The sequence below is a fragment of the Pseudomonas sp. 22490 genome (genome assembly GCF_052044465.1).
In the GTDB taxonomy this organism is placed as follows: domain Bacteria; phylum Pseudomonadota; class Gammaproteobacteria; order Pseudomonadales; family Pseudomonadaceae; genus Pseudomonas; species Pseudomonas aeruginosa.
The window spans coordinates 159,394-183,648 of the sequence record NZ_JBQENS010000013.1 but is presented as its reverse complement, the minus strand read 5'-3'; the positions used below and the strand labels follow the sequence as shown (position 1 = coordinate 183,648).

The window sequence follows — 24,255 nt, the reverse complement described above, 5'->3', positions numbered from 1 at the left end:
GCGTTCGATGTCGTCGAGTTCGAACTGGAAGAAGCGCTCTGCGAGCCTTTCCGCCTGAACCTGAAGCTGGCCAGCGACAAGAACGCCATCGATTTCAGGCAGGTACTCGACCAGCCGGGCACCTTCACCCTCTGGCAGGACGGCCGTCCGGCCCGCTACGTCCATGGCATCGTCAGCCACTTCACCCAGGGCAGCTCGGGTTTTCGCCGGACCCGCTACGAACTGCTGCTGGAACCGCAGTTGGCGCGCCTGGAGCTGTGCTGCAACTGGCGGATCTTCCAGGAGAAGAGTGTTCCGGAGATTCTCCAGGCGCTGCTCAAGGAGCACCGGGTGCTCGACTACGAACAGCGTATCTACCACGAGCACCTGCCACGCGAATACTGCGTGCAGGCCGGCGACAGCGATCACTACCTGCACGACCGGCTGGCCTTCGAGGAAGGCCTGGTCTACTACTTCCGCTTCGACGAACACCGCCACACCCTGGTCTGCAGCGACCGGCTCTACGTCCAGGAGCGTATCGCCGGCGGCCCGGTACTGTTCAGCGCCCAGCCGGAGGGCGACAACCCGCAGCCGGTGCTTCATTCTTTCCGCTACAGCGAAAATGTTCGTACGGCTCGACAGACCCAGCGGGACTACAGCTTCAAGCGCCCGACCTACGACCAGGAGCATCATCTCGCTGGCGAGGCGCTCGAGCATCAGGGCTCGTCCTACGAGCGCTACGACTACCCCGGTCGCTACAAGCGGAGCGGCGCGGGCCGGCCTTTCAGCGAAAGCCGCCTCAGAGGACATCGGCGCGATGCACGGGTGGCATCGGTCAGCGGCGACGACCCGCGGCTGATCCCGGGCCACGCCTTTGCCCTGGAAGGTCATCCGCGTGCCGACTTCAACGCCTGGTGGCGGCCGGTGCGGGTGGTCCATCGCGGCACCCAGTATGCCGGCCAGGAGGAAGAGTCCGCCGACGCCCCTCTGGGGGTGAGCTACGACCTGCGCGCCGAACTGGTACCCGAGGACGTCGAATGGCGTCCCGCACCGCTGCCTCGGCCGCGTATCGATGGTCCGCAGATCGCGACGGTAGTCGGCCCGGCAGGGGAAGAGATCCATTGCGACGAGTGGGGACGGGTGAAAGTCCAGTTCCCCTGGGATCGCGAGGGACGTCACGATGAATTCAGTACCTGCTGGATACGGGTCGCGCAGAACTGGGCGGGTGCCGACTGGGGACACATGGCGATCCCGCGGATTGGCCAGGAGGTGATCGTCGATTACCTGGACGGCGACTGCGACCAGCCGATCGTCACCGGGCGCACCTACCGGGCGACCAACCGACCACCCTACGCGCTGCCCGACCACAAGATCCTCAGCACCATCAAGAGCAAGGAGTACAAGGGCAGTCGGGCCAACGAGCTGCGCATCGACGACACCACGGCGCAGATCAGTGCGGCGCTGATGAGCGACCACGGTGCCAGCGCGCTGCACCTGGGCTACCTGACCCATCCTCGGCCCGAAGGCGGCAAGCCGCGCGGCGAGGGCTTCGAACTGCGCACCGACGAACATGGCGCGGTGCGTGCGGCCAAGGGGCTGCTGCTGAGCACCGAGGAGCAGCTCAGGGCCGGCGCCGGCCATCTCGACCGAGGCGTCGTGGTGCAGGTGCTGGAGGCGGCGTTGGAGCTGGCCCGCGAGCTGGGCGACTACGCCGGGGAGCACCAGGGCGTGGGGCACGACGCGGCGCCGCAGCAAACCCTCCAGGAAGCCGTGCGCGACCTCGGCCACGGTGCCAACGACGAGTCCGGCAAGAGCAACGGAGGCAAGCCGGCGATCGCCTTGAGCGGTCCGGCAGGGATCGCCGCGGCGACGCCAACGAGCCTGACCCTGGCCGCCGGCGAGCACGTCGACAGCGTGGCCCGGCAGAACCAGCAGGTGACCGCCGGGCAGAAGGTGGTGATCAACGCCGGCAGCGACATCGGCCTGTTCGCCCAGGGCGGCGAGCTGCGCCAGATCACCCACCAGGGGCCGATGCTGCTGCAGGCGCAGAAGAACGACATCCGCCTGGAGGCCGAGCAGAGCGTGGAGGTCAGCGCCAGCCAGCAGCACGTGCTGGTCACCGCGAAGGAGCACATCACCCTGATGTGCGGCGGCGCCTACCTGACCCTCAAGGGCGGCAACATCGAGCTGGGCATGCCCGGCAACTTCGTGGTCAAGGCGGCGAAGCATAGTCATGTTGGTCCTGCCTATGCGTCTACGGCCTTCAACTCTTGGTCCGGAGCACCGTTCGATCAGCGCGTACGTGTTGTGCGTGGAGGTAGACCGCTTCCCAACTATCGTTATGCGCTTGTGTATAGCGATGGGGCAAGGGTAGAGGGCGTTACCGACAAGGACGGCTGGACAGCGCTGCAGCAAGGACTGACTTCGGAGGGATATGAGATCGAGTTGCTAGGGCCGGCAGAGGTCTGATGCAACTTGGCATATGGGCCCACATGGAGAGGAGATCGAGATGAGTGAGCCAACTAGGCTTGTGTCTACGCACATTGGGACCAATGGACACACCACTGCTCGTGTGACGATGAGTCCAACTAGTAACAAGGTTCGTGCCGAAATTACTGCCCCTCCGGATCAGGCGATTCCGGTTGTTTTTGTGCCGGGCATCATGGGTAGTCCGTTATTGACGTCGAATGCGGAGGCTGGAAGGTTACTTGGGGAAAACAATCGTTGGGCTTGGTTTCCAGACGATGGCTTGGGGTGGGTGGCGGGGTTTACTGCGAAAAGAGGGTACCGTCATCTGAGCCCGACAGAGCGGAAATTGTTGCTTGATCCCGACACTACACGGCCAGTCTCGTCTCCCGAGGATGCAGATCGTGAAGTTGTTTCCGAGCACATTACTACTCTGCCGTTGCAGGAGGCACTTAGTCGTGGTTGGGGGTCGGTGATGATCAGCTCGTACGGCGGCATTCTCAATTTCCTAGAAGCGCAGCTTCGCTTCATCATCACCTCGAAGGGGGAGGTGTATCCGGGGGTGCAAGGTGCGGTGCCGCACAACCCAGAGGTGTGGGGGCAGCTCAATGGCTATCAAGTACTCACAAAGGAGATGTTGCGGGAGGCTGCCGAGTTTCGTTATCCCGTCTATGCAGTGGGCTACAACTGGCTGCAGACCAACGGCAAAGCCGCCGACTATCTGGCGGGAAAAATCGAAGCCATCATTGATCGTTGCAGGAAAGAACTTCGAGTCAAGTGTGACCATGGGGTGATACTGGTTACCCACTCTATGGGAGGGCTAGTTGGCCGAATGTGTGCCAAACGCTATCCCGCTTTGATTCAGGGAGTAGTTCATGGCGTGCAGCCAGCGGTTGGAGCCGGAACGGCTTATCGTAGGGTGCGTGCGGGGTGGGAGGACTTCGCCGGAAGCATCGGGCTTGGTGGAACTGGAAAGAAAATTATGCCGGTATTTGCTAATGCAGCAGGCCCATTGGAGCTTTTGCCCAATCATCGCTATGGGGCCGGTTGGCTGCGCATCACTTGCGAGGGCAGAGTTGTCGCACAACTACCGGAGGCAGGTGTGGGGAAGGCGGATCCCTATATGCAAATTTATATGGAGCCTCGAGCGTGGTGGCGCTTGGTTGATCCGCTTTGGATTGATCCGGCGGTCAATAAAATAAAAGGTCCCGCAGCGCTTCAAGCACTTCAGAAAGCCTGGGGGCGCTATGGAATGCGACTGGGCGAGGCAAAGCATTTTCACACCGAACTCGGTAGCAGCTATCACCCTAATACATACTCGCATTACGGCGCAGATGAAGGGGAAATGGCTTTTCATCGCGTCACATGGAATCTTCAGCCGCAAATGATCGCTGCATACCGCAAGGACCTGCCTCCTACCCGAGGGCCCGTACCATCGACCGTTCACGCTATAGGGTTGCGTATGTGGCGCGATGACCACGAGGGGACGGCTTATCTGGTTAATGATGCTGATGGACAGGATATGGTCATGCAGCATGGAGTGGGGGTCATGCGAAGCACTAAAGGCAACTCTTATGTTGGGAAAATACAGGGGCAAGACCAAGTAGGTGATGCAACGGTACCTGCGCATTCTTCCGAAGACTCGGCAAAGGCCGCTGTTTTCTCCGCTCGTATGACAGGGTTTGACCATCAGGCCTCGTACGATAATCGAATGGTGCAAAACGTCACTCTGTATTCGGTTCTATGTATCGGTGCGTTGGCAGTACGAAAAGAGGCCGGAAAATCCACGACAACTACAGAAATACCCGCATGAAATGGCGTAAATATATACCGCACGCTATCTTGCTGGGCATAGCGATAGCCGTGAGCTTCTATGCCTTGCGTTACTGGGGTGACAGCAAATTGCATAGGAATTATCCCATGACAGAATTGACAAAAAAAATGCAGACCCATTGTGTTGGGCGCTTACTCATCGATCTACCAGAAGGAACGGAGTGGGAGCCTACCGCCAGCGGGGCGCATCTTGACGGTTATTTAGCTCTTTCAGTCACCACGGGAGTGTCTGAGGCTGATTACGCTATTTTGATGGAGAAACGATGGGCGGAGATCGAGGCAGAAGAAAAGAAATCCACCAGACTTGCTCCACGGTCGGCAAATAAAAGGAATCCTCTAAAAAATAGCGCAGTCTTTATATATAACTATGTGTGGGTCGAAGGACCTGACCTGAATGGAGTGATGCGTAAAGAGGTTTTTCATGAGGCTGAGGGATATTTGTGGCGTGACAACACCTTGTTCACCTTCGGCCGCACGCTAAACGCTGCTGAGGATATTCTGCGTTGGCTTCCCCGGCTGTATACACGGAAGAACAATGAAATACCCGACAGGCCAGGGCTATGCCTGAATGGAGCCTTTGTTGAGTCATACTACGACCTCAATGCTCCGTTCGAGTCAGTTAGCTGGGGATTCAGACTGCCAAAGGAGCTAGGGTTGGTAGTGCGTCATGCGAAGGTGTGGGAACCCGAGCAGCCAATGTTGGAACGTTATCGGGAAGGAGAGGATGAATTCACCGGGCTTCTGGCGAAAGATCTTGCCAAGCCGGGGGTTGTCGCCGGTCGAAAGGAATATAGAGCTCGCAAACGCAATGTAGGCGATCTGGAGGGCGATGAGCGTGTGGTTGGTGGCACTGAAGGAAGAGGTAATTGGAAGTATTTCAAAACCAACATCGGTGGCGAATGGAGTTTCCCTGGTGCCGGAAGTCCTTATCCGATGCCGAGCGTTGGCATTGATCTGGAAACGACCTTTAAGACTGCGACGAAGCCTGCGGAACTTGGTGATTTCCCCACCCACGACGAGGCTCCGGCTTACCCGACTGAGGCAGAGTTCTTTGAACTCTGGGACACAATTCTCAATAGTGTCCGTTATCGCCCCGGAGCACTGACACCTCCTCCACCAAACTCGGGTCCAATGGCCAGTAGCGTCGGTAGCCCTCCTGTTCGCCCGGCACCACTGATGACCTATGACAGGGACGATTATGTTCTGGAGGAGTTTCTCACCAGTTTGACGCCGAAAGAGAATTGGTTGGATGACTTGTAAGGACCAGAAGAAGGAGTAATTGGCAATGGATATCGTTTGGCTCGGTGAAAGCACCTACCACGGTATCACGGTCACGGAGCCGTTTGGCCAGACTGATCGATGGCGGAGGCCACCAGGTGGTCTGCTCCCGATGACGAGCATATTTCCCATCATCGGGAGCAGTGCGCTGCTGGATGTGGATGGGAACGCCGGCCGCCTTGCTCGAGATGAGGATGCCTGATTGCCAGTGGGTCGCAGAGGGCGGCCTAGAGTAGGAGAATGGAGGAGCTTAGGCATTCTCGGCAGGTCGGCGACCTCCATGCGTGCAGTTTGCCTGGAAGCTGAGCTGCTGCAGCACGCGAAATCGCTGGTCGCCGGCAAACTCCTGGGTGGCTCCGACGCCGAGGCCGGACGTGCTCTCAGCGAAGGGGAAATCAGCCTGGCGAAAGGCGTATTCGGCGATTCCATCGACTATTCCACGGTCCGCCTGCGCGACGAGGACTATGTCCCCTGGCAGGGCAAGGACTACGTGATGGCGCCGAACGGCCATATCTACTTCGGCGAGGAGTTGCGCGGCGTGGCGGACTGGAGCCTGGAGAGCCTGCAGCGCCAGGGTCTGTTCATCCACGAAATGACCCATGTCTGGCAGCACCAGCATGGCGTCAACGTCCTTCTGGTGGGGGCCTACCAGCAAGCCAGGCAGTTTCTCCTAGGCGACCAGTACGCCTACCGGTTGGAGCCGGGAAAGACGTTGAAGGACTACAACATCGAACAGCAGGGAGACATCGTTCGAGATTATTTCCTCGAGAAGAACGAGTTCGGGGAAGCCTCTGCGAACAGCAGGTTCGCTGGCGTACTGAAAAACTTCCCAACGGGATACTGACCAATGAAATGCAAGACCTTGCTCATTGCCTGCCTGTTCGGCCTGGGAAGCGTCCAGGCCCTGGCCGTTTCCAAACTGCCACCGCAGATCCCGGTGCACGCCGGCTCCGGGCGCGTGACACTGGATCTACGCCCCTTGCTGGCGGAAACCAACGACGTCGAGATCACCCGTGTTTCGGTATGTCGGCGGGTCGGCAGCCATTGCCAGGAAACGCTGTGGCGGATCGAGCTCCCGCCCGGGTGGCGTGCCGGGGAGATCGAGGTCTTCGGCGACTATCCCGGCTCCAGCGTGCTCCTGCGCCGGCCGGAGCGCTTGCAGCCAGATGGGAGCTACAACGCATTCATTCATTTCAACGAGCGTAGCCGTCGGCACCGGCAAACGGTTTCCAGCATTGCCGTCGAATTCTGCCTGGCCGGCGAACCTGGCAACTGGATGCTGCTCGACGAAGCGACCTGCCTGGCACGACGCAACGCCGAGGAGCGGCAAGGAGAGAAGCCATGAACGATAGGGTTCGGTCGAGGACGATCGTCTCTGCCCAGTCCATCACCTTGCCCAAGGGCGGCGACGTGCACCTGGTGCCGCCTCCGCCCAAGCCTTGCGTGACCATCGTGGTGCATGGCGTCAACGATCTCGCGGGTTGCTACGAACGGATCGAGCGAGGGCTCTGCCAGGGGCTCAACGAACGCCTGGACATGCCGCCGACCTTGCCCGGCGGGCAGGCCAATCCCGGCTACCTGACGCCGGCGGGCTACAGCCTGCCGGCGGACGACGAAGGCAAGGCGGAGAACCCCGACGCCGTCTACTACCGGCGCAAGTTCGCCAGTGGCGCCGGCGGGGCCGCCGTACGCAGCGTAGTCGTACCTTTCTACTGGGGCTTCCGCGAGGAAGAGCAATACATCAACAAGACCGCGGCCCACGGCGAATGGCTGGACCGCAACGGCAACCGGCTGGACAAGTCCGGCACCAAGGAAGGCGGGCAGTTCGTCAATGCCACCACCAACCTGCCGGACATGTGGGGCCAGGGTTTCAACGGCAAGCTGTTCGGTTTCATCTCGCTGGACTGGTTCGGCGGCACCATGACCCATCCGCTGTTTTCGGCGGCAGGGCGCAAGTACATGGTCCTTGCGGCCATGCGCCTGGCCATGTTGATCAATATCATCCGCAAGCGTTACCCCGACGACACCATCAATGTCGTCGGGCACAGCCAGGGCACCCTGTTGACCCTGCTGGCACATGCCTTCCTCAAGGATGACGGCGTGGAGCCGGCGGACGGGGTGATCATGCTCAACTCACCCTACGGCCTGTTCGAACCCCTCAACGAGAAGCTCCAGGGCTGGAGCAGCCAGCAGACCAGAGAGGCGCGGCTGGCCACGCTCAAAGGTATCCTCGAGTTCATCTGCGGCCGACGCCATCCGGTCCCCGCGCTGAGCAGCGTCGCGTTGCGCAACTGCCAAGGCTACGGCGCGATAGGCGGCCCCGGCTGGGTGGGTGGGTGGCCAGGGCTGCCAGACGACCATCGACGGGGAACGGCTCAGCTTCGATGAGCGCGACAATCGCGGCAGTGTCTACCTGTATTTCACGCCCCAGGACCAGACGGTGGGACTTGCCAACGTCCAGGGTATCGGCTGGCGCGGCATTGCTGAGCAGGTCAAGGGGCTCCCGGGAAGGACCGGGCTGCCGCAGGGTTTTCACCAGCGCATCTTCACCGTACGCAAGCGCAATGGCGAGAAGGAAAAGATCGGCGGGCACGCCCCTCCCCATGTCTATCCTCTTCTGCTGGCCGGCGAGAAGACCTGGGAAGACACCGGGCTGGGCGGCAAGGACAGATTCGGCCGGGCGAACTTCGACCAGGGCGACAGCGTGCTGCTGACCGCGCCGCGTCTGCCGTTGCCGACGGAAGCGCGATTCGATTTCGACGGAGCCGTCACGGCGCCGGGAGAGAACTCCGCCAGCGGCGTCTATCAGGTGCGCGATACCCTCGATCCGATCGACGCCGCCATCGGCGTAAGCAACGGCGGCTGGAAGGAAAAGGACAGCGGGCACGCCGTCGCGCAACAGGTGGACGCCGCGCTGGCGTACCGCTACGGGCGCGACGCGCGCAGCGTGGAGAGGGCGTTGAACGAAGGCAAGGAACTGGCCCAGCAGACCCATGTGTTTTCCGCTCGTGAACTGGGCACCGGCATGGTTCTGGTCACCCGCGCGGAAACTCCCTACGAGGCCCGGCTGCGCCTGCAGACGGCGGAGGGCCATCTGGAGCCCTTGTCGTTCCACTCGGCCATACCCAACAACCCGGAGCATAACCGGCGGGTACTGGCCTATGACCTGGCCATCGGGGCCGGGGACAGCGTGGATGATGTGGTTTTCTATCAGTATCTGTGTCGGGTGGCGGATTGGCGGTTGGATTGGAAGGCTTCGGACAAAGGAATATTTAGTCAAGGTGATGCGTCTGTTGATCTGCCGGATGAAGAGGTGCGTGCTTTGTACCGTGCGGAAGAATCTAAAAACAGCCAGTTAATAGACGCCACCGTAGCTTACCGCAAGAGTGGCGAGTTCCCTGTGGTAGTAGGAAATAGACTGCCTTCCCTGGTCGGGACACAAACCATCCTAGATCGTTACCACGAGCAGGCGGTGCGCTTTGGGGGGACAATCTAATGCGCTTGATGCTCTCAGCTTTCTCTCTCGTTGGCGTCCTTTTGAACTGCCCTGTGGGGCAGGCGGCCGAGTCGCCGCTATCCTCGATGCGCTGCTTTGCCAGTCCGGCCACGTCCGTTACCGCCTACGCCCCGGCCAAGGAGGCCACCATGTCCGCTGATGCTTATCACCCACCGACAACTTCGCCGCGCCTGGAAACCCTGGACGTGCTCAGCATAGGCATGAGCCTGGATGTGTTTCGCCAGGGGCAAGTGTGGAAGGCCTTGCAGGAGCAGAATGCCGCACAGGCCGAGGCGTTGCATGTCGGCAGCATCCTGCCGATGGACCCGAAGAAGTATCCGACGTCTGCGGATGACAAGGATATGGCGTATGAAAAGCGCCAAGCGGACGCCTTGGAACTAGGGCTGAAAAACTTCCTGGAGAAATGGCCGATACCGACGGTGACGGTGGTGCGTGGTTGGGATCCGAGCACTCCTAACCTACGCTTCACTCCGGAGGAGACGCGGGAAAGCCTGTCAGTAAAAGTCAATGATCTCCGTGTTCCGGCTGGACTGCATTGGCATCGGATTGCCAATTTGCAGGATGGCATTATCTGTAACGATACGCCTGAAGGAGTACTGGAGGCGTTGTTCAGTTTATTCGAACGCAACCCTGACTTGCCAGCAGTGTTGGTGTATGCGAATGAAGGCATCAGTATGGCGGGGGCGCTTTCCAGTAGAGATGTAACATTGAAGTCACTAGGCGCTGTGTCAGGCCCTCGGATACCTGGAACGCTTACGGATGCAATGGTCGCCCTGATCGTCGGCCGCCCCGAGCGGGTCGACTGGCTACGCCAGTTCGCCCCCTACACCAAGGTCAACGAAAACCGGATCGACCCCGAGTTCCGTGGCTGGGGCTGGCGCAAGCCGCCGGTGGAGTTCCGCCCCACGCCGTTCATTCCCCAGCCCTGGACCGAGCGGGCTCTGGAGCAGTGGGATGCGTTGCCGGTGCTGGCCAGGCTGCATCGGCCGGTGAGTGTGCCGCTGACCCACCCGGATACCGGCGAACGGCTCAAGCGCGAAGCTCTCACCGCACAACTGGCCGCTGCCTGGAAGACGGCCAGTGCCGGGCTCAGGCCGGCGCCCGCCCGGCTGTTCTACGACGGCGGTTTGAACGCCACGCCGCTGGCCGAACTCACCCCGGCGCTGGGCGCCGCGCAGAGTTCGCTGGACTTGCTGGACTCGCGGGAAAGCTACGACCTGACCCAGCGCCTGGGCGACACCGGCGCGGCCTCGCCCTTCGTTGGCATCACCCTGGCGACCATGGCCAGCTACCTCAACGGCGACAGCAGCATGGTGATGCCGTTGCGGCGCAAGGACCAGGCGACCCTGATCGGCATCAGCTCGCCGACGCCGGGGAAGAAGCCCGTTCACGACCCGTTCGGCGTCGACCTGCTGCCGCAGACCGCCAGCGGCGACGGTCCGCCGCCATCGGCCGACCCGGTGGCGCCCGCCAGTCGGCTCACGACCCGGTTGCCGCCCGGCGAAGACTATGCCCTGGAAGAGTTCCTGAGCAGCCTCAAACCCAGCACCGACTGGCAGGACGATTTGTAGGTCGATGGTGTCCCGCGCCAGATGGAGTTTTCGTCAGATGACAAGGACAGGTGACCTACAAGCAGGCCCAGGTGCGGTATGGCATCCAGGGCCGGTCGACGGTTCTGGTATGGTTGCGCAAGCATGGTCGGCAGGATTGGAGCCAAGGGGCGTCGATTCGGGCCGAGAGGAGTTGCGCGATGTCTGACCCCAAAACGCTCACTCCAGAGCAGCGGATCAAAGAGCTTGAGCAGCAGCTTGAGTTGATGAGCCAGAAGGCTCAGTTCTTCGAGACCGTCGTCGATGTCCTGAAAAATGATTACGGTGTATCGGTCGTAAAAAAGCGATCCGGCAAGTCCTCTCGCAAGGTCAAGTCGCAGGACTGAGCATTGCCAGGGCTTGTCAGTTTCTTGGCATGAGCCGACAGGCTTACTACAAGCGCAATCGAGTTGCTGATAGCAAAGCACGCCAGGCAGATCGGGTTGTCGAATTTGTTCAACAAATCCGGATACGTCAGCCACGACTAGGCACACGAAAGCTGCACTATCTGCTGCATTGCCAGCCTGATAGGCGGCTCCAAATTGGCCGAGACCGACTATTTCAGGTCCTGGGAGAGCGCCGTTTGCTGGTGTTGCCCAAGCGGGCGTATCACAAGACAACACAAAGCTTTCACCGCTTCTACCGCCATCCGAACCTACTCAAGTCAGGCCCGAACCAGGTTGTCCCGTCAGGACCGGAGCACGTTTGGGCGGCGGACATTACTTACCTGCCAGCCAGTAGCGGCCCGCTGTACCTAAGCCTGGTAACGGATGCGTATTCCAGAAAAATTGTTGGCCATCATGTGCATGAAAGCCTGCATGCCAAGTCAGTTGCACAAGCCTTTAGGCAGGCCCTACGCAAACGGCAGCGTCGCCAGTCACTGGTCCACCACTCGGATCGCGGTATTCAATATTGCTCGGCGCTGTATCAGTCACTGCATGCACGGCATGGCGTCCAGTGCTCGATGACTGACGGATATGACTGCTACCAGAACGCGCTAGCTGAGCGCATCAACGGGATCCTCAAAACAGAGCTGCTGCTGAGTAGCCCTGAAAATCTGGAGCAGGCAAGGAAGATGGTTGCTGAAGCCGTGCAGATCTACAACACAGAGCGGCCTCACATGGCCCTGAAAAACAAAACGCCCGATGCGGTGCATCGGGCGTTTTGAGGCCTATCGGCCTACCTGAGCAGGTGTAAACCTATTTCAGGACTAGACAAGACCTGCCTCGCCGCCACCCGCTCCGCCGAGCGGCGCCTGTCCCTCGCCGCGAGACCAGAGCAACCGATCCTGTCCGGCCGGGAATGGCACTCAAGGCCGGGGCCAGATGAAGGGTCGATCGGCGGATAGTTCCTCGGGGCTGGCCGTTTCACGTCTATAGTTCTGCATGCTCGGATGCCGTTCCTACCAGGACTCCCACAGGAGCAACAGGATGCGCTCATGGCATGGCGTAGTCACGAAAATCGCCAAGCAAGGCAAGGGCGCCGTGGTCAAGAATCGACTCGGCCCGGAAGAGCTTCTGGTGCCCTTCACAGTGAGTACGCTCGTCGAGGTCGACCTGGACGCAAGGATCTACGGAACGGATGTGGACGACACGCCCTGGGCGGAGGGCGACGAACGAAAGGAGGTGCTGGTCGGTACCGAAGTAGAACTGCTGACCGATACGGATACCTTTCCTACCCATGCGTCCCAGGTGCTCAGCGCCAATTTCCGTTTCGCCCTCGACATCGTCAAGGGAGGGCTCAGCGGCCCGGTCAGGAAAGGGGCGGTCCTGGTCATCTACCACGACTTCCAGCAGGAGATCCGGAGAGGCGACTCCGGCAGCGCCTTCGCGGAGGCGGTCGTCGCCTATGCGCGGAACAAGCTCTACAAGCCGGCCTTCGCGATCAAGGCAGATACCAACTACGCCCAGTTGGTTCGGGATCTAGGCAAGGTTGCCGCGGAGAGCGGCGAACAGTACTTCATCGATACGATCCTCATCGCCACCCACGGCACGGCTGGCCAACTCTGGCTGGGCAACCCCCACGGCGAGAGCACCGCGGACGTCATGGCCCGGCGTGTCCAGGGCAAGCAGTTCGTCGAGCCCCAGGCCTTTGGTGCGACCCTTCTCGAACTGTTCGGCAAGGAACTGGCCATCGCCCTCTACGGGTGCGACTTCGCCGGGGACGAGGACGGAGAAGCGGCGGCCCTCGAGCTGCGCATCGCCGCCAACGCGAGAGCGGTCTACGCCGGCAAGGGCACGGTGTATCTCAATGCCAGCAAAGAGGGTCGTTCCACGGTGACCTGCAGCAAGGCGATGGTGGTCTACCGGACCGACAAGATCGAGGTACTGGGTGGAAACCAGGTACCGGTATTCGATATCTGAGGCCCCGCCCCGCACTGTCATTGCCGATTGACCAGGATCTTCGGCCCCAGACGCTCCGCCTCGCCCCTGGCCTTTTCCCTGGGGAGAGCCTTAAGATCGGGAGTCCGCACTGGGGCGGACCTTCTCTTCCTGCGGGTGGTTTCTCCGGATGCTTCCAGACAGCATGGTGGGTAGCAGCGCGCGGCGCCTTCGTTTGCGGCGGACGCGCGGGCGTGTCGGGCTCGGCCTGGTGGCCGGGCTGTCGGTACTGGCAGGCATGACCGACGCCATCGGTTTCCTCGCCACCGGCGACTTCGTTTCCTTCATGAGCGGCAACACCACGCGCCTGGCGGTATCGCTGGGCGAGGGCGACTTCGGCGGGCTGGTGCGGCTGAGCGTCGCCCTGGCCAGTTTCGTCGTCGGCAACGCGCTGGGAGTGATACTGGCGCGCTTCAGCGGGCGCCGGGCGGCGCCGATCCTGGTCTGCTGCGCGATGCTGCTGGCGTTGTCGGCGGTCTGGCCATTCGACTGGAACGTGCCGGCGCTGGTCGCCGCGATCCTCGCCATGGGCATGCTCAACGCCGTGGTTGAGCAGGTCAACGGCCTGCCCATCGGCCTGACCTACGTCACCGGCGCCCTCTCCCGCTTCGGCCGCGGCCTCGGCCGCTGGCTGCTGGGCGAGCGGCGCAACGGCTGGCGGGTGCAACTGGTGCCTTGGAGCGGTATGTGCGTCGGCGCGGTGCTCGGCGCCCTGCTGGAACAGCAACTGGGCCTCGCGGCGATGGCGGCGAGCGCAGCGCTGGCGGCTCTTCTCGCGTTGCTGGCACTGGTGATTCCGCGGCCATGGCAGATGGACTATATGGTGCGTTGAGCGGCCGGGAGCTGTCCCATCAAGATTTCAGAAAATCGTTCAGGTAAGCCTGGGAAAGCAGATCCCGGGCGATGGCGCAGGTCATTTGCCCTTCGAATGTACATTTCTCATGAACGAAATGAGCCTGGCGCCAGATTCGCTCATAGGCTTTCATTCGCTTCCGCGACACCAGCTCGCGCATGACCATGTAGCTTTTCACGCACCGATAAAAACGCTCTGCGGCCTGGTCGATCTCGTCCTTGTGCGTCTGGTAACCCCATATCACCGGCAGATTGGGAAACCCGTAGGCGTAGTCCACCAGATCGGCCTTCCACGCCAATATCGCTTTCTGACGCTCTTGCCGGCGCCACGAAAACAATGCTGCCCACGCCACCAGAAGGGTGAGTACGCCGGTGACAGCCGTGATCGCATCCATAATGCCCGCTGTATCGCACGCTTCCATGTTTCCTCCACGACGGCGCTCGCCGATCCTGTGCCGCGACTGCGCAAGGAAGCTTGCCAGGGCTTCCAACCAGCCATATATCTTGCCTAGGTGGCGACCTTCCGGCCAGCCCGCGAACCGACCGGGCTCCGCTTGCCTAAAGAACGCATCAGCACATAAGATGCATGCACACGCACTTATATGGAGTGGCGAGCCGATGAACCGCAGCGCCCTGGATTTCCGCCACTTCGTCGACCACCTGCGTCGCCAGGGTGACCTGGTGGACGTGCACACCGAGGTCGACGCCAACCTGGAGATCGGCGCCATCACCCGCCGGGTCTACGAACGCCGCGCACCCGCCCCGCTGTTCCACAACATCCGCGACAGCCTGCCCGGCGCGCGGGTACTGGGCGCGCCGGCCGGCCTGCGCGCCGACAGAGCCCGCGCCCATTCGCGCGTGGCGCTGCATTTCGGCCTGCCGGAACACAGCGGGCCGCGGGACATCGTGGCCATGCTGCGCGCCGCGATGCGCGCGGAACCGATCGCGCCGCGCCGGCTGGAGCGCGGGCCGGTGCAGGAAAACGTCTGGCTCGGCGAGCAGGTGGACCTGACCCGCTTCCCGGTTCCCTTGCTCCATGAGCAGGACGGCGGGCGCTATTTCGGCACCTACGGTTTCCACGTGGTACAGACGCCGGACGGCAGTTGGGACAGTTGGTCGGTGGGCCGGCTGATGCTGGTGGACCGCAACACCCTGGCGGGTCCGACCATTCCCACCCAGCACATCGGCATCATCCGCGAGCAATGGCGCCGCCTGGGCAAGCCGACGCCCTGGGCGATGGCCCTCGGCGCACCGCCGGCGGCACTCGCGGCGGCCGGCATGCCGTTGCCGGAGGGGGTCAGCGAAGCCGGCTACGTAGGCGCCCTGGTCGGCGAGCCGGTGGAGGTGGTGCGCACGCAGACCAACGGCCTGTGGGTTCCGGCCAATGCCGAGATCGTCCTGGAGGGCGAGATCAGCCTCGACGAAACCGCGCTGGAAGGCCCGATGGGCGAATACCACGGCTATTCCTTCCCCATCGGCAAGCCGCAGCCGCTGTTCCACGTCCATGCGCTGAGCTTCCGCGACCAGCCGGTCCTGCCGATCTGCGTCGCCGGCACGCCACCGGAGGAAAACCACACCATCTGGGGCACCATGATTTCCGCGCAACTGCTGGACGTGGCGCAGAACGCCGGACTGCCGGTGGACATGGTCTGGTGCTCCTACGAGGCGGCGACCTGCTGGGCCGTGCTGTCGATCGACGTGCAGCGCCTGGCGGCCCTGGGCACCGACGCCGCGGCCTTCGCCGCACGGGTCGCCGAGACCGTCTTCGGCTCGCATGCCGGACACCTGGTGCCGAAGCTGATCCTGGTCGGCAACGACATCGACGTCACCGAGATCGACCAGGTGGTATGGGCGCTGGCGACCCGCGCGCATCCGCTGCACGACCATTTCGCCTTCCCGCAGATCCGTGACTTCCCGATGGTTCCCTACCTCGATGCCGAGGACAAGGCACGAGGCAGCGGCGGTCGGCTGGTGATCAACTGCCTGTACCCGGAACAGTTCGCCGGGCAAATGCGTGCCGCTACGGCGTCGTTCCGCCACGCCTATCCGACGGCGCTGCGCAGGCGAGTCGAAGAACGCTGGAGCGACTACGGATTCGGCGACGCCTGAGCGCTACAATCCCCGCCCTGGCGAAAGAGGATCGAGGAAGGTGACCAGGCCAATGACCGAGACGAACGCACTGGGGCTGCCCCAAGGCCCGCTGTACCTGATGACAGAGATCGTCCGCCAGCGCGAACGGCAACTCACCGCCCTGCTTGCCCCTCTCGAACTGGGGCTGCATGAATGGCGTGCGTTGCGGATCATCCACGCCTTCGACGGTGACGTGCCGATGAGCGTGCTCATCGAGCACTCACAGACCGACCGCACCGCGCTGGGCCGGACCATCGAACGGCTGGTGCGGCGCGGCTGGGTCAGCCGCCTGCCGGATCCGGACGACGGGCGCGCCGTGCTGGTGCGCCGCAGCCCCGCGGCACAGGCGGTGTTCGAGCAGGCCCTGGCACAGGTCGCAGGGCTCGACGAAAGGCTGCTGGCGGGTCTCGGCGCCGGCCCGGAAGAAGAGGCGCTGACCCTCGTCCTGGGCAAGTTGCTGCGGGCCTTCGACGGGCTTTCCCGCGTGACGCAATAGCCTTTCGAGGGCATCTCCGGGTTTGCGAAGCAACTCTCATCCCGGTCATGGACTGTCCATCCGGCCCCCTATTTGCTGGCCGATTGATAGCATGAGCGGCCTTCGCAAGCCCATTCGACCCGCAATGCCACGACACCCGCACACCACCCTGCTCCTCTGCCTTTGCCTGACCCTGCCCGGTTGCGAGAGCGGCCGCAGCTACAGCCTTTCCGACGGCGCGCCGGCCACGGGCATCCGCATCCAGCGCGACGACCGCTCGCCGTTGCAGCGCCTGCGGGACTGCGAACGCCAGGGTTGCAGCGAGCGGCAGAAGATCGACCCGTTCACCCCCGATCCTGACTACCTGCGCGCGGAAGGCCACTTCCCGCTGCCCTGGTAAGCTTCCCTCTTCGCCCGTTCCCGACGGGCTTTTTTCCGTTCCCGACAGATACCCTCAACTGCCCTCAGCGCTTTCCTACGCACCAAGAAGGAAAGCCTCTCGCCTCTCTCGGAACGAGCCGATTTCTCGGCAGTCGCCGTTCGCATTCCATTGGTCACCCAACGGCAACCAGGATCAGCCATCACTGGTCTGCCCTCGCATGGAACCGGCCGCGCCCCCGGCGCCCCATGTCCGGCCCCACCCGCTAAGTCCAGAGGACCGAAGATGAACGACTACATCGCCCGGCTGCGCGAGAAATACGACGCCCATTTCGGTTGTGCGCCCGCCATGACCCTGGATTGCCGGGACTTCTGGAGACACTGCGTAGCGGCGCCGGAAATGGCGGTCTTCGCTTATCGCCTGGAAAGCACCCGGCGGCCGCACCATGTGGTGATCACCGCCGGGATGAGCCAGGCACCGATGCATTTCGCGCCCTACATGGGCAAGGCGCGCTGGTCCGCCGAGCTGATCTGCTATCTCGACGAACTGGGCGGCGATGACCTGCGCCACCTGCAATGGCTCGCCGGCCTGCCATTCCACGAGCGCCTCGCCCTGGGACATGGACATGCGGTGGCGTTCGGCTTCCCGCTCTACGAGCAGAGCCTGCTGCGGCACTTCCTTCTCCTCCCGGCGCCGCTGGAGGAGGATGCCTCCCTGTTCGACGGCTTCGCCCTGTCGGCGCATCCGGTCGACCTGCTGTGGGTCGTGCCGTTGACCGAGCAGGAATACCAGGTGAACGTCAAGGAACACCTCGAGGGCATCGCCAGGCTGCTGACCGACGCCGGCCACCCGCTCAGCCTCGACCGGCACCGCCATTGCTACGTCACCGGCCAGTCGCCGGAAGGGCTCGCACGGGTGCTGCACTAGCCCCGCAGGGAAAGACTAATAGCGCGGGCCCTACCTTCGTCAGGAAAGCGATGATGACGTTTTTCAATCGGTTCGATGCCGTTTTCCCCGCTTGCCGATCCGCTCGCCGTCTACGATTCTTGCTGGACGTGAGAACGGCTCCGGAGGGGCGCGCATGAAAACCGTGGCACAACTGTTGAACGCCAAGCAGAACCAGCAGGTGTACACCATCGGAGCGGACGAGATGGTGCTCGACGCCCTGCGCCTGATGGCGGAAAAGAACATCGGCGCGCTGCTGGTGGTGAACCATGGCGAGGTGGTCGGGGTGGTCAGCGAGCGCGACTATGCGCGCAAGATGGTCCTCAAGGGCCGTTCGTCCATCGGTACGCCGATCAGCGCGATTATGAGCGCGCCGGTGGTCAGCGTGGACTCGAAGCAGAGCGTCGACACCTGCATGAACCTGATGACCGATCGCCACCTGCGCCACCTGCCGGTCGTGGAAGACGGCCAGTTGCTCGGCCTGCTGTCCATCGGCGACCTGGTCAAGGCGGCGATCGCCGAGCAGGCCGAGCTGATCCAGCAACTGGAACAGTACATCCGCGGCGACTGAAGCGTACATGCCGGCCCTGCCCTTTTCCCGCCGGCTCACGCGATAATCCGCGGCTGTTCCCGTTGCGAGCCGCCGCCATGTCCTCTCCGCCGAAGATCCGCCGCTACATTCCCGCCGACCGCGATGCCACCCTGGCCATCTGGCTGGAGGCCTCGCGCGTCGGCCACGGTTTCCTCGGCGAAGCCGAGTTGCAGAAGCAGAAGGCACTGGTTCGCGATCATTATCTGGATGCCTCGGAAACCTGGCTGGCGCTGGACGGCGATACGCCGCTGGGCTTCATCGGCCTGCTCGATGCCTTCATCGGCGGCCTTTTCGTCGCTCCGGCGGCCCACGGGCGCGGGATCGGCCGGCAACTGGTGGAGCACGCGGCAACCCTGAAGGGCGCGCTGGAAGTCGAGGTCTACGCCGCCAACCGCGAGGCGCTGGGGTTCTACGCGCGCTGCGGCTTCGTCGAGAGCGGCCGACGCCCGCGTGATGATGAGGGACGCGCGCTGGAGATCGTCCAGTTGCGCCGCGAACACTAGTCGCCCTTGCGGAAAGCGCTCGGCGAGACGCCGCTCAGGCGCTTGAAGAAACGGGTGAAGTAGGCCGGCTCGCTGAAGCCGAGGCGGTCGGCGATCTCGTTCACCGTCATCGCCGTGTAGACCAGGTCGCGCTTGGCCTCCAGCAGCAGGCGCTGGTGCACGATGCCCAGTGCGGTCTGCCCGCTGAGGCGGCGCGCCACGCTGTTCAGGTGTGCCGGGGAGATGCCCAGGCGACGCGCGTACTCGTCGATTCCCAGGTGCTCGCGGAAATGCCGCTCGACCAGTTGCGAAAAGGCCGATAGGTATTCCTGACCACGACCCGGCCGTGCCTCCGCCCGCCGGACCATCACCTGCCGCCCCAGCCACACCGCCAGCACGCCGATCAGCGACTGCAACAACAGCTCGCGCGCTGGCGCTGCGCCAGCATACTCACCGTCTATGGCGTCGAACAGCGTGTCGATATAGCGCCGGTCCGCGCCCACCGGGTACAACCCCGGCGCCTCCAGCGCCTGGCGCTGCGCGCCGAGGTGCGCCTGCAAGCGCGCCAGCAACGGTGCGGCGAGCGTCAGCACGTAGCCGTCGATGCGCTCGGAGAACTGGAAGCCATGGATGCACAACGGCGGTACGAACTGGATGGAAGGCTGCTCGACGCGAGTCGGCTCGCCCTCGACCTGGAGCTGCGCCCAGCCCTTGCGCACGTAGAGCAACTGAGCGAGATCGGCGTGCCGGTGCGGCTTGATCTCCCAGTCGTGCAGACGACTGCGGGCGGGGATCGACTCGCAGTGCAGCAGGTCCGGGGTCGGCCATTCGAGGGGAGCGCCGTAGAGCTTGAACACCGGGACGTCGCGGATGGAGTCCGTCATCGAGCCCTCCGAGCGAAATGGCCGATTGCCGAACAGACTTTATAAAAGTCCAGAAATAGATCGGCAATTTGCCTTCTATAGCACTCCATGGCAAACAAAAATACAGCCACCTCCAGACAAGATCAGCGCCGGCGCATGCGCCGCCGGCCAGCCATAACAGCGAGAGGGCTATCCGCAATGAAGACTCAAGTCGCCATCATCGGCGCCGGTCCGTCCGGCCTCCTGCTCGGCCAGTTGCTGCACAAGGCCGGCATCGACAACGTGATCCTCGAACGCCAGACCCCGGACTACGTGCTCGGCCGCATCCGCGCCGGCGTGCTGGAACAGGGTATGGTCGACCTGCTGCGCGAGGCCGGCGTCGACCGGCGCATGGCGCGCGACGGGCTGGTCCACGAAGGCGTGGAAATCGCCTTCGCCGGGCAGCGCCGGCGCATCGACCTGAAGCGCCTGAGCGGCGGCAAGACGGTGACGGTCTACGGCCAGACCGAGGTCACCCGCGACCTCACGGAGGCCCGCGAAGCCTGCGGCGCCACTACCGTCTACCAGGCCGCCGAGGTGCGCCTGCACGACCTGCAAGGTGAGCGCCCCTACGTGACCTTCGAACGCGACGGCGAACGGCTGCGCCTGGATTGCGACTACATCGCCGGCTGCGATGGCTTCCACGGCATCTCGCGGCAATCGATCCCGGCGGAGCGGCTGAAGGTCTTCGAGCGGGTCTATCCGTTCGGCTGGCTCGGCCTGCTCGCCGACACCCCGCCGGTGAGCCACGAACTGATCTACGCCAACCATCCGCGCGGCTTCGCCCTGTGCAGCCAGCGTTCGGCCACCCGCAGCCGCTACTACGTGCAGGTGCCATTGTCGGAGAAGGTCGAGGACTGGTCCGACGAGCGCTTCTGGACGGAACTGAAGGCGCGACTCCCGTCCGAGGTGGCGGAGAAACTGGTGACCGGACCTTCGCTGGAGAAGAGCATCGCGCCGCTGCGCAGCTTCGTGGTCGAGCCGATGCAGCATGGCCGGCTGTTCCTCGCCGGCGACGCCGCGCACATCGTGCCGCCCACCGGCGCCAAGGGACTGAACCTGGCCGCCAGCGACGTCAGCACGCTCTACCGGCTGCTGCTGAAGGCCTACCGCGAAGGGCGCGGCGAACTGCTGGAACGCTACTCGGCAATCTGCCTGCGGCGGATCTGGAAGGCCGAACGCTTCTCCTGGTGGATGACTTCGGTGCTGCATCGCTTCCCCGACACCGACGCGTTCAGCCAGCGCATCCAGCAGACCGAACTGGAGTATTACCTGGGCTCCGAGGCGGGCCTGGCGACCATCGCCGAGAACTATGTCGGCCTGCCCTACGAGGAAATCGAGTAGGCCGCGCCACCTCGGCGCAACGCCGGGGCACCTTTCCCAAGGCGGGACGCAACGTTGGCGCAGGCGGATATCGACGAAAGACGGCCCACGGATCGATTCTCCCCGGCACCTGTCCTACCCCAGGCGCAGTATGATGCCCGCTGCCTTCGCGTTCCGTCCGCCCCAGGTGCCGTCTTGTCCGATCTCGCCCAGAACCCGCCCGCCGTCCGTACCGTCCTCGCCGGCCTGATGCTGTCGATCTTCCTCAGCGCCCTCGACCAGACCATCGTCGCCGTCTCCCTGCCGGCGATCTCGGCCGACTACGCCGACCTCGACCTGCTGGCCTGGGTGATCTCGGCCTACATGGTGGCGATGACCGTATCGATGCCGATCTACGGCAAGCTCGGCGACCTCTACGGCCGCCGCCGTCTGATGCTCTTCGCCATCGTCGTGTTCACCGCCGCCTCGCTGCTTTGCGGGCTCGCGCAGAGCATGGGCCAACTGGTGCTGGCGCGAGTGCTGCAGGGGATCGGCGCGGGCGGGCTGATGGCGGTGAGCCAGGCGATCATCGGCGACATCGTCCCGCCGCGCGAGCGCGGCCGCTACCAGGGTTACTTCAGCAGCATGTACGCCATCGCCAGCGTCGCCGGCCCGGTGCTCGGCGGCCTGCTCACCGAGTACCTGTCGTGGCGCTGGGTGTTCTGGATCAACCTGCCGATCGGCCTTCTCGCGCTGGCCATCTCGCGGCGGACCCTGGTCGGCCTGCCGGTGCCGCGCCGGCAACCGGTGATCGACTACCTGGGCATCGTGCTGATGGTGGTGGGCCTCACCGCGCTGCTCCTGGCCATCACCCAGATCGGCCAGGGCGCAGCCTGGAGCGACCCGGCGCTGCTCGGCCTGTTCGCCCTGGCGGCGCTCGCCCTGCTGCTGTTCGTCGCCCAGGAGCGGCGCTTCCGCGAACCGCTGGTGCCGATGCAACTGTTCGCCGTCCGCGCCGCCACCCTCAGTTGGCTGGTTGCGTTCTTCGCCAGCTTCCAGGCCATCTCGCTGACCGTGCTGGTGCCGCTGCGCTACCAGAGCGTTACCGGCGCCGGCGCCGACAGCGCCGCGCTGCATTTGCTGCCGCTGGTCATGGGCCTGCCGCTGGGCGCGTACTGCTGCGGGCGGCTGACCGCCAGCCTGGGACGCTACAAGCCGCTGATCCTGCTCGGCGCCGTCCTGTTGCCCTGCGGCATCGCCGGCCTGGCCCTGGTCCCGGTCGGCGACCACTGGCTGTCCGGGCTGTGCATGCTGCTCACCGGGATCGCCATCGGTACCCAGTTCCCGACCAGCCTGGTGGCCGCGCAGAACGCCGTGGAGCAACGCCACATCGGCGTCGCCACCAGCAACGCGACGCTGTTCCGCTCCCTCGGCGGGGCGGTCGGGGTGGCGCTGATGTCGGCGATCCTGCTGGCCCTGCTCAAGCACCTGCGGATCGGCGGCGGGCTCGACCACGGCTTTTCCGAGAGCGCCCTGCTGAGCAGCCTGGACGCCGCCAGCGGGCCGGCCCGGGTGATCCTCCAGCATGTCCTCGCGGATGCCTTCAAGGTGCTCTTCCTGATCAACGCGGCGGTGGCGCTGCTCGGCCTGGCGGTGGCCTCGGCACTGCCCGACATGACCCTGCGCGGCCGCGGCGCGACGCAACCGGCGGCAGGCGAGTGAGCGGACGCCGATAATCGAACGCTTTCGTCCCGTTGGCGACGGCGTCCGGTTTACAAAAGTAACCGTTCGGTACATTTTCCCGGCATCGATGACATCATTGCTGTGGAGGCTGCGCCATGACGCGCACGGTATTGGTCCTGAACGGCCCCAACCTGAATCTGCTCGGCACCCGCGAGCCGCAGACCTACGGCCGGCGGACCCTGGGCGAAATCGCCGCCGAATGCGCGGCCTTCGCCGAAACGCGCGGCTTCGCCGTGGACTTCCGCCAGACCAACCAGGAAGGCCAACTGCTCGACTGGATCCACCAGGCCCGCGGCCGGGTCGCCGGCATCGTCATCAACCCCGCCGCCTGGACCCACACCTCGGTGGCGCTGCGCGACGCCCTGGCCGCGGTGGAACTGCCGGTGGTCGAAGTGCACCTGTCCAACGTCCACCAGCGCGAAGCGTTCCGCCACCACTCCTACGTCTCGCCGGTGGCGCTGGGGGTGATCTGCGGATTCGGCAGCCTCGGCTACCGCCTGGCCCTGGAACATTTCGCCGAGCGTTTCGAGGCGGCCGCATGAGCGCGCTGCGATCGGTTCTCGCCGGCCTGATCGGTGCCGGCATCCAGGCGTCGCGGACCCCTGCCCTGCACGAGCGCGAGGGCGACGCCCAGGGCATCCGCTATCTGTACCGGCTGATCGATCTCGACCCGCTGGGCAAGTCGGCGGACGACCTGGAGTTCCTGCTCGCCGCCGCCAGCGACCTCGGCTTCACCGGGCTGAACGTCACCTTCCCCTGCAAGCAGGCGATCATCCCCCTGCTCGACGAACTCTCCGCCGAGGCGCGCGGCATCGGCGCGGTGAACACCGTGGTGCTGCGCGATGGCCGGCGCATCGGCCACAACACCGACTGCCTGGGCTTCGCCGAGGGCTTTCGGCGCGGCCTGGCCGACGCGCCGCGCCAGCGCGTGGTGCAGATGGGCGCGGGCGGCGCCGGCGCGGCAGTGGCCCATGCCCTGCTCGCCGAGGGCGTCGAGCGGCTGGTCCTGTTCGACGTCGACCCGGCGCGGGCCCAGGCCCTCGCGGACAACCTCAACCAGCACTTCGGCGCGCCACGAGCGCTCGCCGGCAGCGACCTGGCCGGCGCCCTGGGCGACGCCCAGGGATTGGTCAACACCACCCCGGTGGGCATGGCCAAGCTGCCCGGCATGCCGGTGCCGGCGGAACTGTTGCGCGCCGACCTGTGGGTCGCTGAGGTGATCTACTTTCCGCTGGAAACCGAGCTGCTGCGCCAGGCCCGCGCCCTCGGCTGCCGCACACTGGACGGCGGCACCATGGCGGTGTTCCAGGCGGTGAAGGCATTCGAACTGTTCAGCGGGGTGGCGGCCGACGCCGCGCGCATGCAGGCGCACTTCGCCAGCCTGGGCGACTGAGTGGCGCCCCTCTCCCA

At 63.9% G+C, this 24,255-nt stretch carries 19 protein-coding genes and 3 pseudogenes; 20 read left to right on the top strand and 2 right to left on the bottom strand.

Annotation, left to right across the window (positions count from 1 at the left end; translation table 11 throughout):
• The 10 genes and pseudogenes from ACTJJX_RS16850 to ACTJJX_RS16805 all read left to right on the top strand — a co-directional run.
• A partial coding sequence (locus ACTJJX_RS16850) for a type VI secretion system Vgr family protein (protein WP_049307435.1) occupies positions 1-2,448 on the top strand: 2,448 nt, incomplete at its 5' end.
• A 40-nt stretch (positions 2,449-2,488) separates the two neighbouring features.
• On the top strand, positions 2,489-4,258 hold the full coding sequence (locus tag ACTJJX_RS16845; protein ID WP_023082622.1) for an esterase/lipase family protein: 1,770 nt from the start codon (positions 2,489-2,491) through the stop codon (positions 4,256-4,258).
• Positions 4,255-5,538, top strand: coding sequence for a T6SS immunity protein Tli4 family protein (locus ACTJJX_RS16840; RefSeq protein ID WP_153274565.1), 1,284 nt, complete (start codon positions 4,255-4,257; stop codon positions 5,536-5,538). The genes ACTJJX_RS16845 and ACTJJX_RS16840 overlap by 4 nt, the downstream gene beginning before the upstream one ends.
• A 343-nt stretch (positions 5,539-5,881) precedes the next feature.
• Positions 5,882-6,400: pseudogene (locus ACTJJX_RS16835) on the top strand (type VI secretion system tip protein VgrG); the annotation flags it as partial.
• Positions 6,401-6,403: 3 nt separating this feature from the next.
• Positions 6,404-6,901, top strand: a complete 498-nt coding sequence (locus ACTJJX_RS16830; RefSeq protein WP_003111943.1) for a hypothetical protein — start codon at positions 6,404-6,406, stop codon at positions 6,899-6,901.
• Positions 6,898-9,052, top strand: a pseudogene (locus tag ACTJJX_RS16825) (T6SS effector phospholipase Tle3 domain-containing protein). The gene ACTJJX_RS16830 and the pseudogene ACTJJX_RS16825 overlap by 4 nt, the downstream one beginning before the upstream one ends.
• On the top strand, positions 9,052-10,644 hold the full coding sequence (locus ACTJJX_RS16820; protein ID WP_277750865.1) for a type VI lipase adapter Tla3 domain-containing protein: 1,593 nt from the start codon (positions 9,052-9,054) through the stop codon (positions 10,642-10,644). Before ACTJJX_RS16825 ends, ACTJJX_RS16820 begins: the two are co-directional and overlap by 1 nt.
• 41 nt (positions 10,645-10,685) lie before the next feature.
• Positions 10,686-11,830 (top strand): annotated as a pseudogene (locus ACTJJX_RS16815) (IS3 family transposase); the annotation flags it as partial.
• Between the two features lie 262 nt (positions 11,831-12,092).
• On the top strand, positions 12,093-13,025 hold the full coding sequence (locus ACTJJX_RS16810) for a hypothetical protein (protein WP_003106171.1): 933 nt from the start codon (positions 12,093-12,095) through the stop codon (positions 13,023-13,025).
• 163 nt (positions 13,026-13,188) lie between these two features.
• On the top strand, positions 13,189-13,875 hold the full coding sequence (locus ACTJJX_RS16805) for a YoaK family protein (RefSeq protein WP_003106170.1): 687 nt from the start codon (positions 13,189-13,191) through the stop codon (positions 13,873-13,875).
• A 19-nt stretch (positions 13,876-13,894) separates the two neighbouring features.
• Here ACTJJX_RS16805 and ACTJJX_RS16800 read toward each other — a convergent pair whose 3' ends face one another.
• A complete protein-coding gene (locus tag ACTJJX_RS16800) occupies positions 13,895-14,317 on the bottom strand; it encodes a hypothetical protein (protein WP_003118121.1) in 423 nt (140 codons plus the stop codon).
• Between the two features lie 196 nt (positions 14,318-14,513).
• On the opposite strand from ACTJJX_RS16800, the gene hudA reads away from it, so the two are divergent.
• From hudA to ACTJJX_RS16770, 6 genes are all read left to right on the top strand, one after another.
• Positions 14,514-16,004: a UbiD family decarboxylase HudA gene (gene hudA / locus ACTJJX_RS16795; protein ID WP_016852340.1), complete on the top strand. Its 1,491-nt coding sequence runs from the start codon at positions 14,514-14,516 to the stop codon at positions 16,002-16,004.
• A 40-nt stretch (positions 16,005-16,044) separates the two neighbouring features.
• On the top strand, positions 16,045-16,521 hold the full coding sequence (locus tag ACTJJX_RS16790; protein ID WP_016561493.1) for a MarR family winged helix-turn-helix transcriptional regulator: 477 nt from the start codon (positions 16,045-16,047) through the stop codon (positions 16,519-16,521).
• 91 nt (positions 16,522-16,612) lie between these two features.
• Positions 16,613-16,900 carry a hypothetical protein gene (locus tag ACTJJX_RS16785; RefSeq protein ID WP_003121664.1) on the top strand — a complete coding sequence of 96 codons (288 nt, stop codon included), beginning with the start codon at positions 16,613-16,615 and terminating at the stop codon, positions 16,898-16,900.
• Positions 16,901-17,164: 264 nt separating this feature from the next.
• Entirely contained in the window at positions 17,165-17,806 is a 642-nt protein-coding gene (locus ACTJJX_RS16780) for a suppressor of fused domain protein (RefSeq protein ID WP_003118118.1), read from the top strand.
• A gap of 154 nt (positions 17,807-17,960) precedes the next feature.
• Complete coding sequence (locus ACTJJX_RS16775) at positions 17,961-18,395, top strand: CBS domain-containing protein (protein WP_003112686.1); 435 nt, start codon at positions 17,961-17,963, stop codon at positions 18,393-18,395.
• Between the two features lie 77 nt (positions 18,396-18,472).
• On the top strand, positions 18,473-18,919 hold the full coding sequence (locus tag ACTJJX_RS16770; RefSeq protein WP_016852339.1) for a GNAT family N-acetyltransferase: 447 nt from the start codon (positions 18,473-18,475) through the stop codon (positions 18,917-18,919).
• Here ACTJJX_RS16770 and ACTJJX_RS16765 read toward each other — a convergent pair.
• Complete coding sequence (locus ACTJJX_RS16765; protein ID WP_003123837.1) at positions 18,916-19,782, bottom strand: helix-turn-helix domain-containing protein; 867 nt, start codon at positions 19,780-19,782, stop codon at positions 18,916-18,918. The two genes, ACTJJX_RS16770 and ACTJJX_RS16765, sit on opposite strands and share 4 nt — an antisense overlap.
• 177 nt (positions 19,783-19,959) lie before the next feature.
• On the opposite strand from ACTJJX_RS16765, the gene pobA reads away from it, so the two are divergent.
• The 4 genes from pobA to ACTJJX_RS16745 all read left to right on the top strand — a co-directional run bounded on the left by pobA (position 19,960) and on the right by ACTJJX_RS16745 (position 24,238).
• A complete protein-coding gene (pobA, locus tag ACTJJX_RS16760; RefSeq protein WP_016852338.1) occupies positions 19,960-21,144 on the top strand; it encodes a 4-hydroxybenzoate 3-monooxygenase in 1,185 nt (394 codons plus the stop codon).
• A 174-nt stretch (positions 21,145-21,318) separates the two neighbouring features.
• Positions 21,319-22,824 (top strand): MDR family MFS transporter, encoded by a 1,506-nt coding sequence (locus ACTJJX_RS16755; RefSeq protein WP_016852337.1) that lies wholly within the window; start codon positions 21,319-21,321, stop codon positions 22,822-22,824.
• Positions 22,825-22,940: 116 nt separating this feature from the next.
• Complete coding sequence (gene aroQ / locus ACTJJX_RS16750; RefSeq protein ID WP_003084089.1) at positions 22,941-23,387, top strand: type II 3-dehydroquinate dehydratase; 447 nt, start codon at positions 22,941-22,943, stop codon at positions 23,385-23,387.
• Positions 23,384-24,238, top strand: a complete 855-nt coding sequence (locus ACTJJX_RS16745; RefSeq protein ID WP_016852336.1) for a shikimate dehydrogenase — start codon at positions 23,384-23,386, stop codon at positions 24,236-24,238. Before aroQ ends, ACTJJX_RS16745 begins: the two co-directional genes overlap by 4 nt.
• The last annotated feature ends 17 nt before the right edge of the window (positions 24,239-24,255 follow it).

What these genes read in the sequence shown, in the direction of transcription:
- ACTJJX_RS16845 (WP_023082622.1), top strand. Translation starts at nt 2,489, where the DNA reads ATGAGTGAGCCAACTAGGCTTGTGTCTACGCACATTGGGACCAATGGA.
- ACTJJX_RS16840 (WP_153274565.1), top strand. Translation starts at nt 4,255, where the DNA reads ATGAAATGGCGTAAATATATACCGCACGCTATCTTGCTGGGCATAGCG.
- ACTJJX_RS16830 (WP_003111943.1), top strand. Translation starts at nt 6,404, where the DNA reads ATGAAATGCAAGACCTTGCTCATTGCCTGCCTGTTCGGCCTGGGAAGC.
- ACTJJX_RS16820 (WP_277750865.1), top strand. Translation starts at nt 9,052, where the DNA reads ATGCGCTTGATGCTCTCAGCTTTCTCTCTCGTTGGCGTCCTTTTGAAC.
- ACTJJX_RS16810 (WP_003106171.1), top strand. Translation starts at nt 12,093, where the DNA reads ATGCGCTCATGGCATGGCGTAGTCACGAAAATCGCCAAGCAAGGCAAG.
- ACTJJX_RS16805 (WP_003106170.1), top strand. Translation starts at nt 13,189, where the DNA reads ATGGTGGGTAGCAGCGCGCGGCGCCTTCGTTTGCGGCGGACGCGCGGG.
- ACTJJX_RS16800 (WP_003118121.1), bottom strand. Translation starts at nt 14,317, where the DNA reads ATGGAAGCGTGCGATACAGCGGGCATTATGGATGCGATCACGGCTGTC.
- hudA (WP_016852340.1), top strand. Translation starts at nt 14,514, where the DNA reads ATGAACCGCAGCGCCCTGGATTTCCGCCACTTCGTCGACCACCTGCGT.
- ACTJJX_RS16785 (WP_003121664.1), top strand. Translation starts at nt 16,613, where the DNA reads ATGAGCGGCCTTCGCAAGCCCATTCGACCCGCAATGCCACGACACCCG.
- ACTJJX_RS16780 (WP_003118118.1), top strand. Translation starts at nt 17,165, where the DNA reads ATGAACGACTACATCGCCCGGCTGCGCGAGAAATACGACGCCCATTTC.
- ACTJJX_RS16775 (WP_003112686.1), top strand. Translation starts at nt 17,961, where the DNA reads ATGAAAACCGTGGCACAACTGTTGAACGCCAAGCAGAACCAGCAGGTG.
- ACTJJX_RS16770 (WP_016852339.1), top strand. Translation starts at nt 18,473, where the DNA reads ATGTCCTCTCCGCCGAAGATCCGCCGCTACATTCCCGCCGACCGCGAT.
- ACTJJX_RS16765 (WP_003123837.1), bottom strand. Translation starts at nt 19,782, where the DNA reads ATGACGGACTCCATCCGCGACGTCCCGGTGTTCAAGCTCTACGGCGCT.
- pobA (WP_016852338.1), top strand. Translation starts at nt 19,960, where the DNA reads ATGAAGACTCAAGTCGCCATCATCGGCGCCGGTCCGTCCGGCCTCCTG.
- aroQ (WP_003084089.1), top strand. Translation starts at nt 22,941, where the DNA reads ATGACGCGCACGGTATTGGTCCTGAACGGCCCCAACCTGAATCTGCTC.
- ACTJJX_RS16745 (WP_016852336.1), top strand. Translation starts at nt 23,384, where the DNA reads ATGAGCGCGCTGCGATCGGTTCTCGCCGGCCTGATCGGTGCCGGCATC.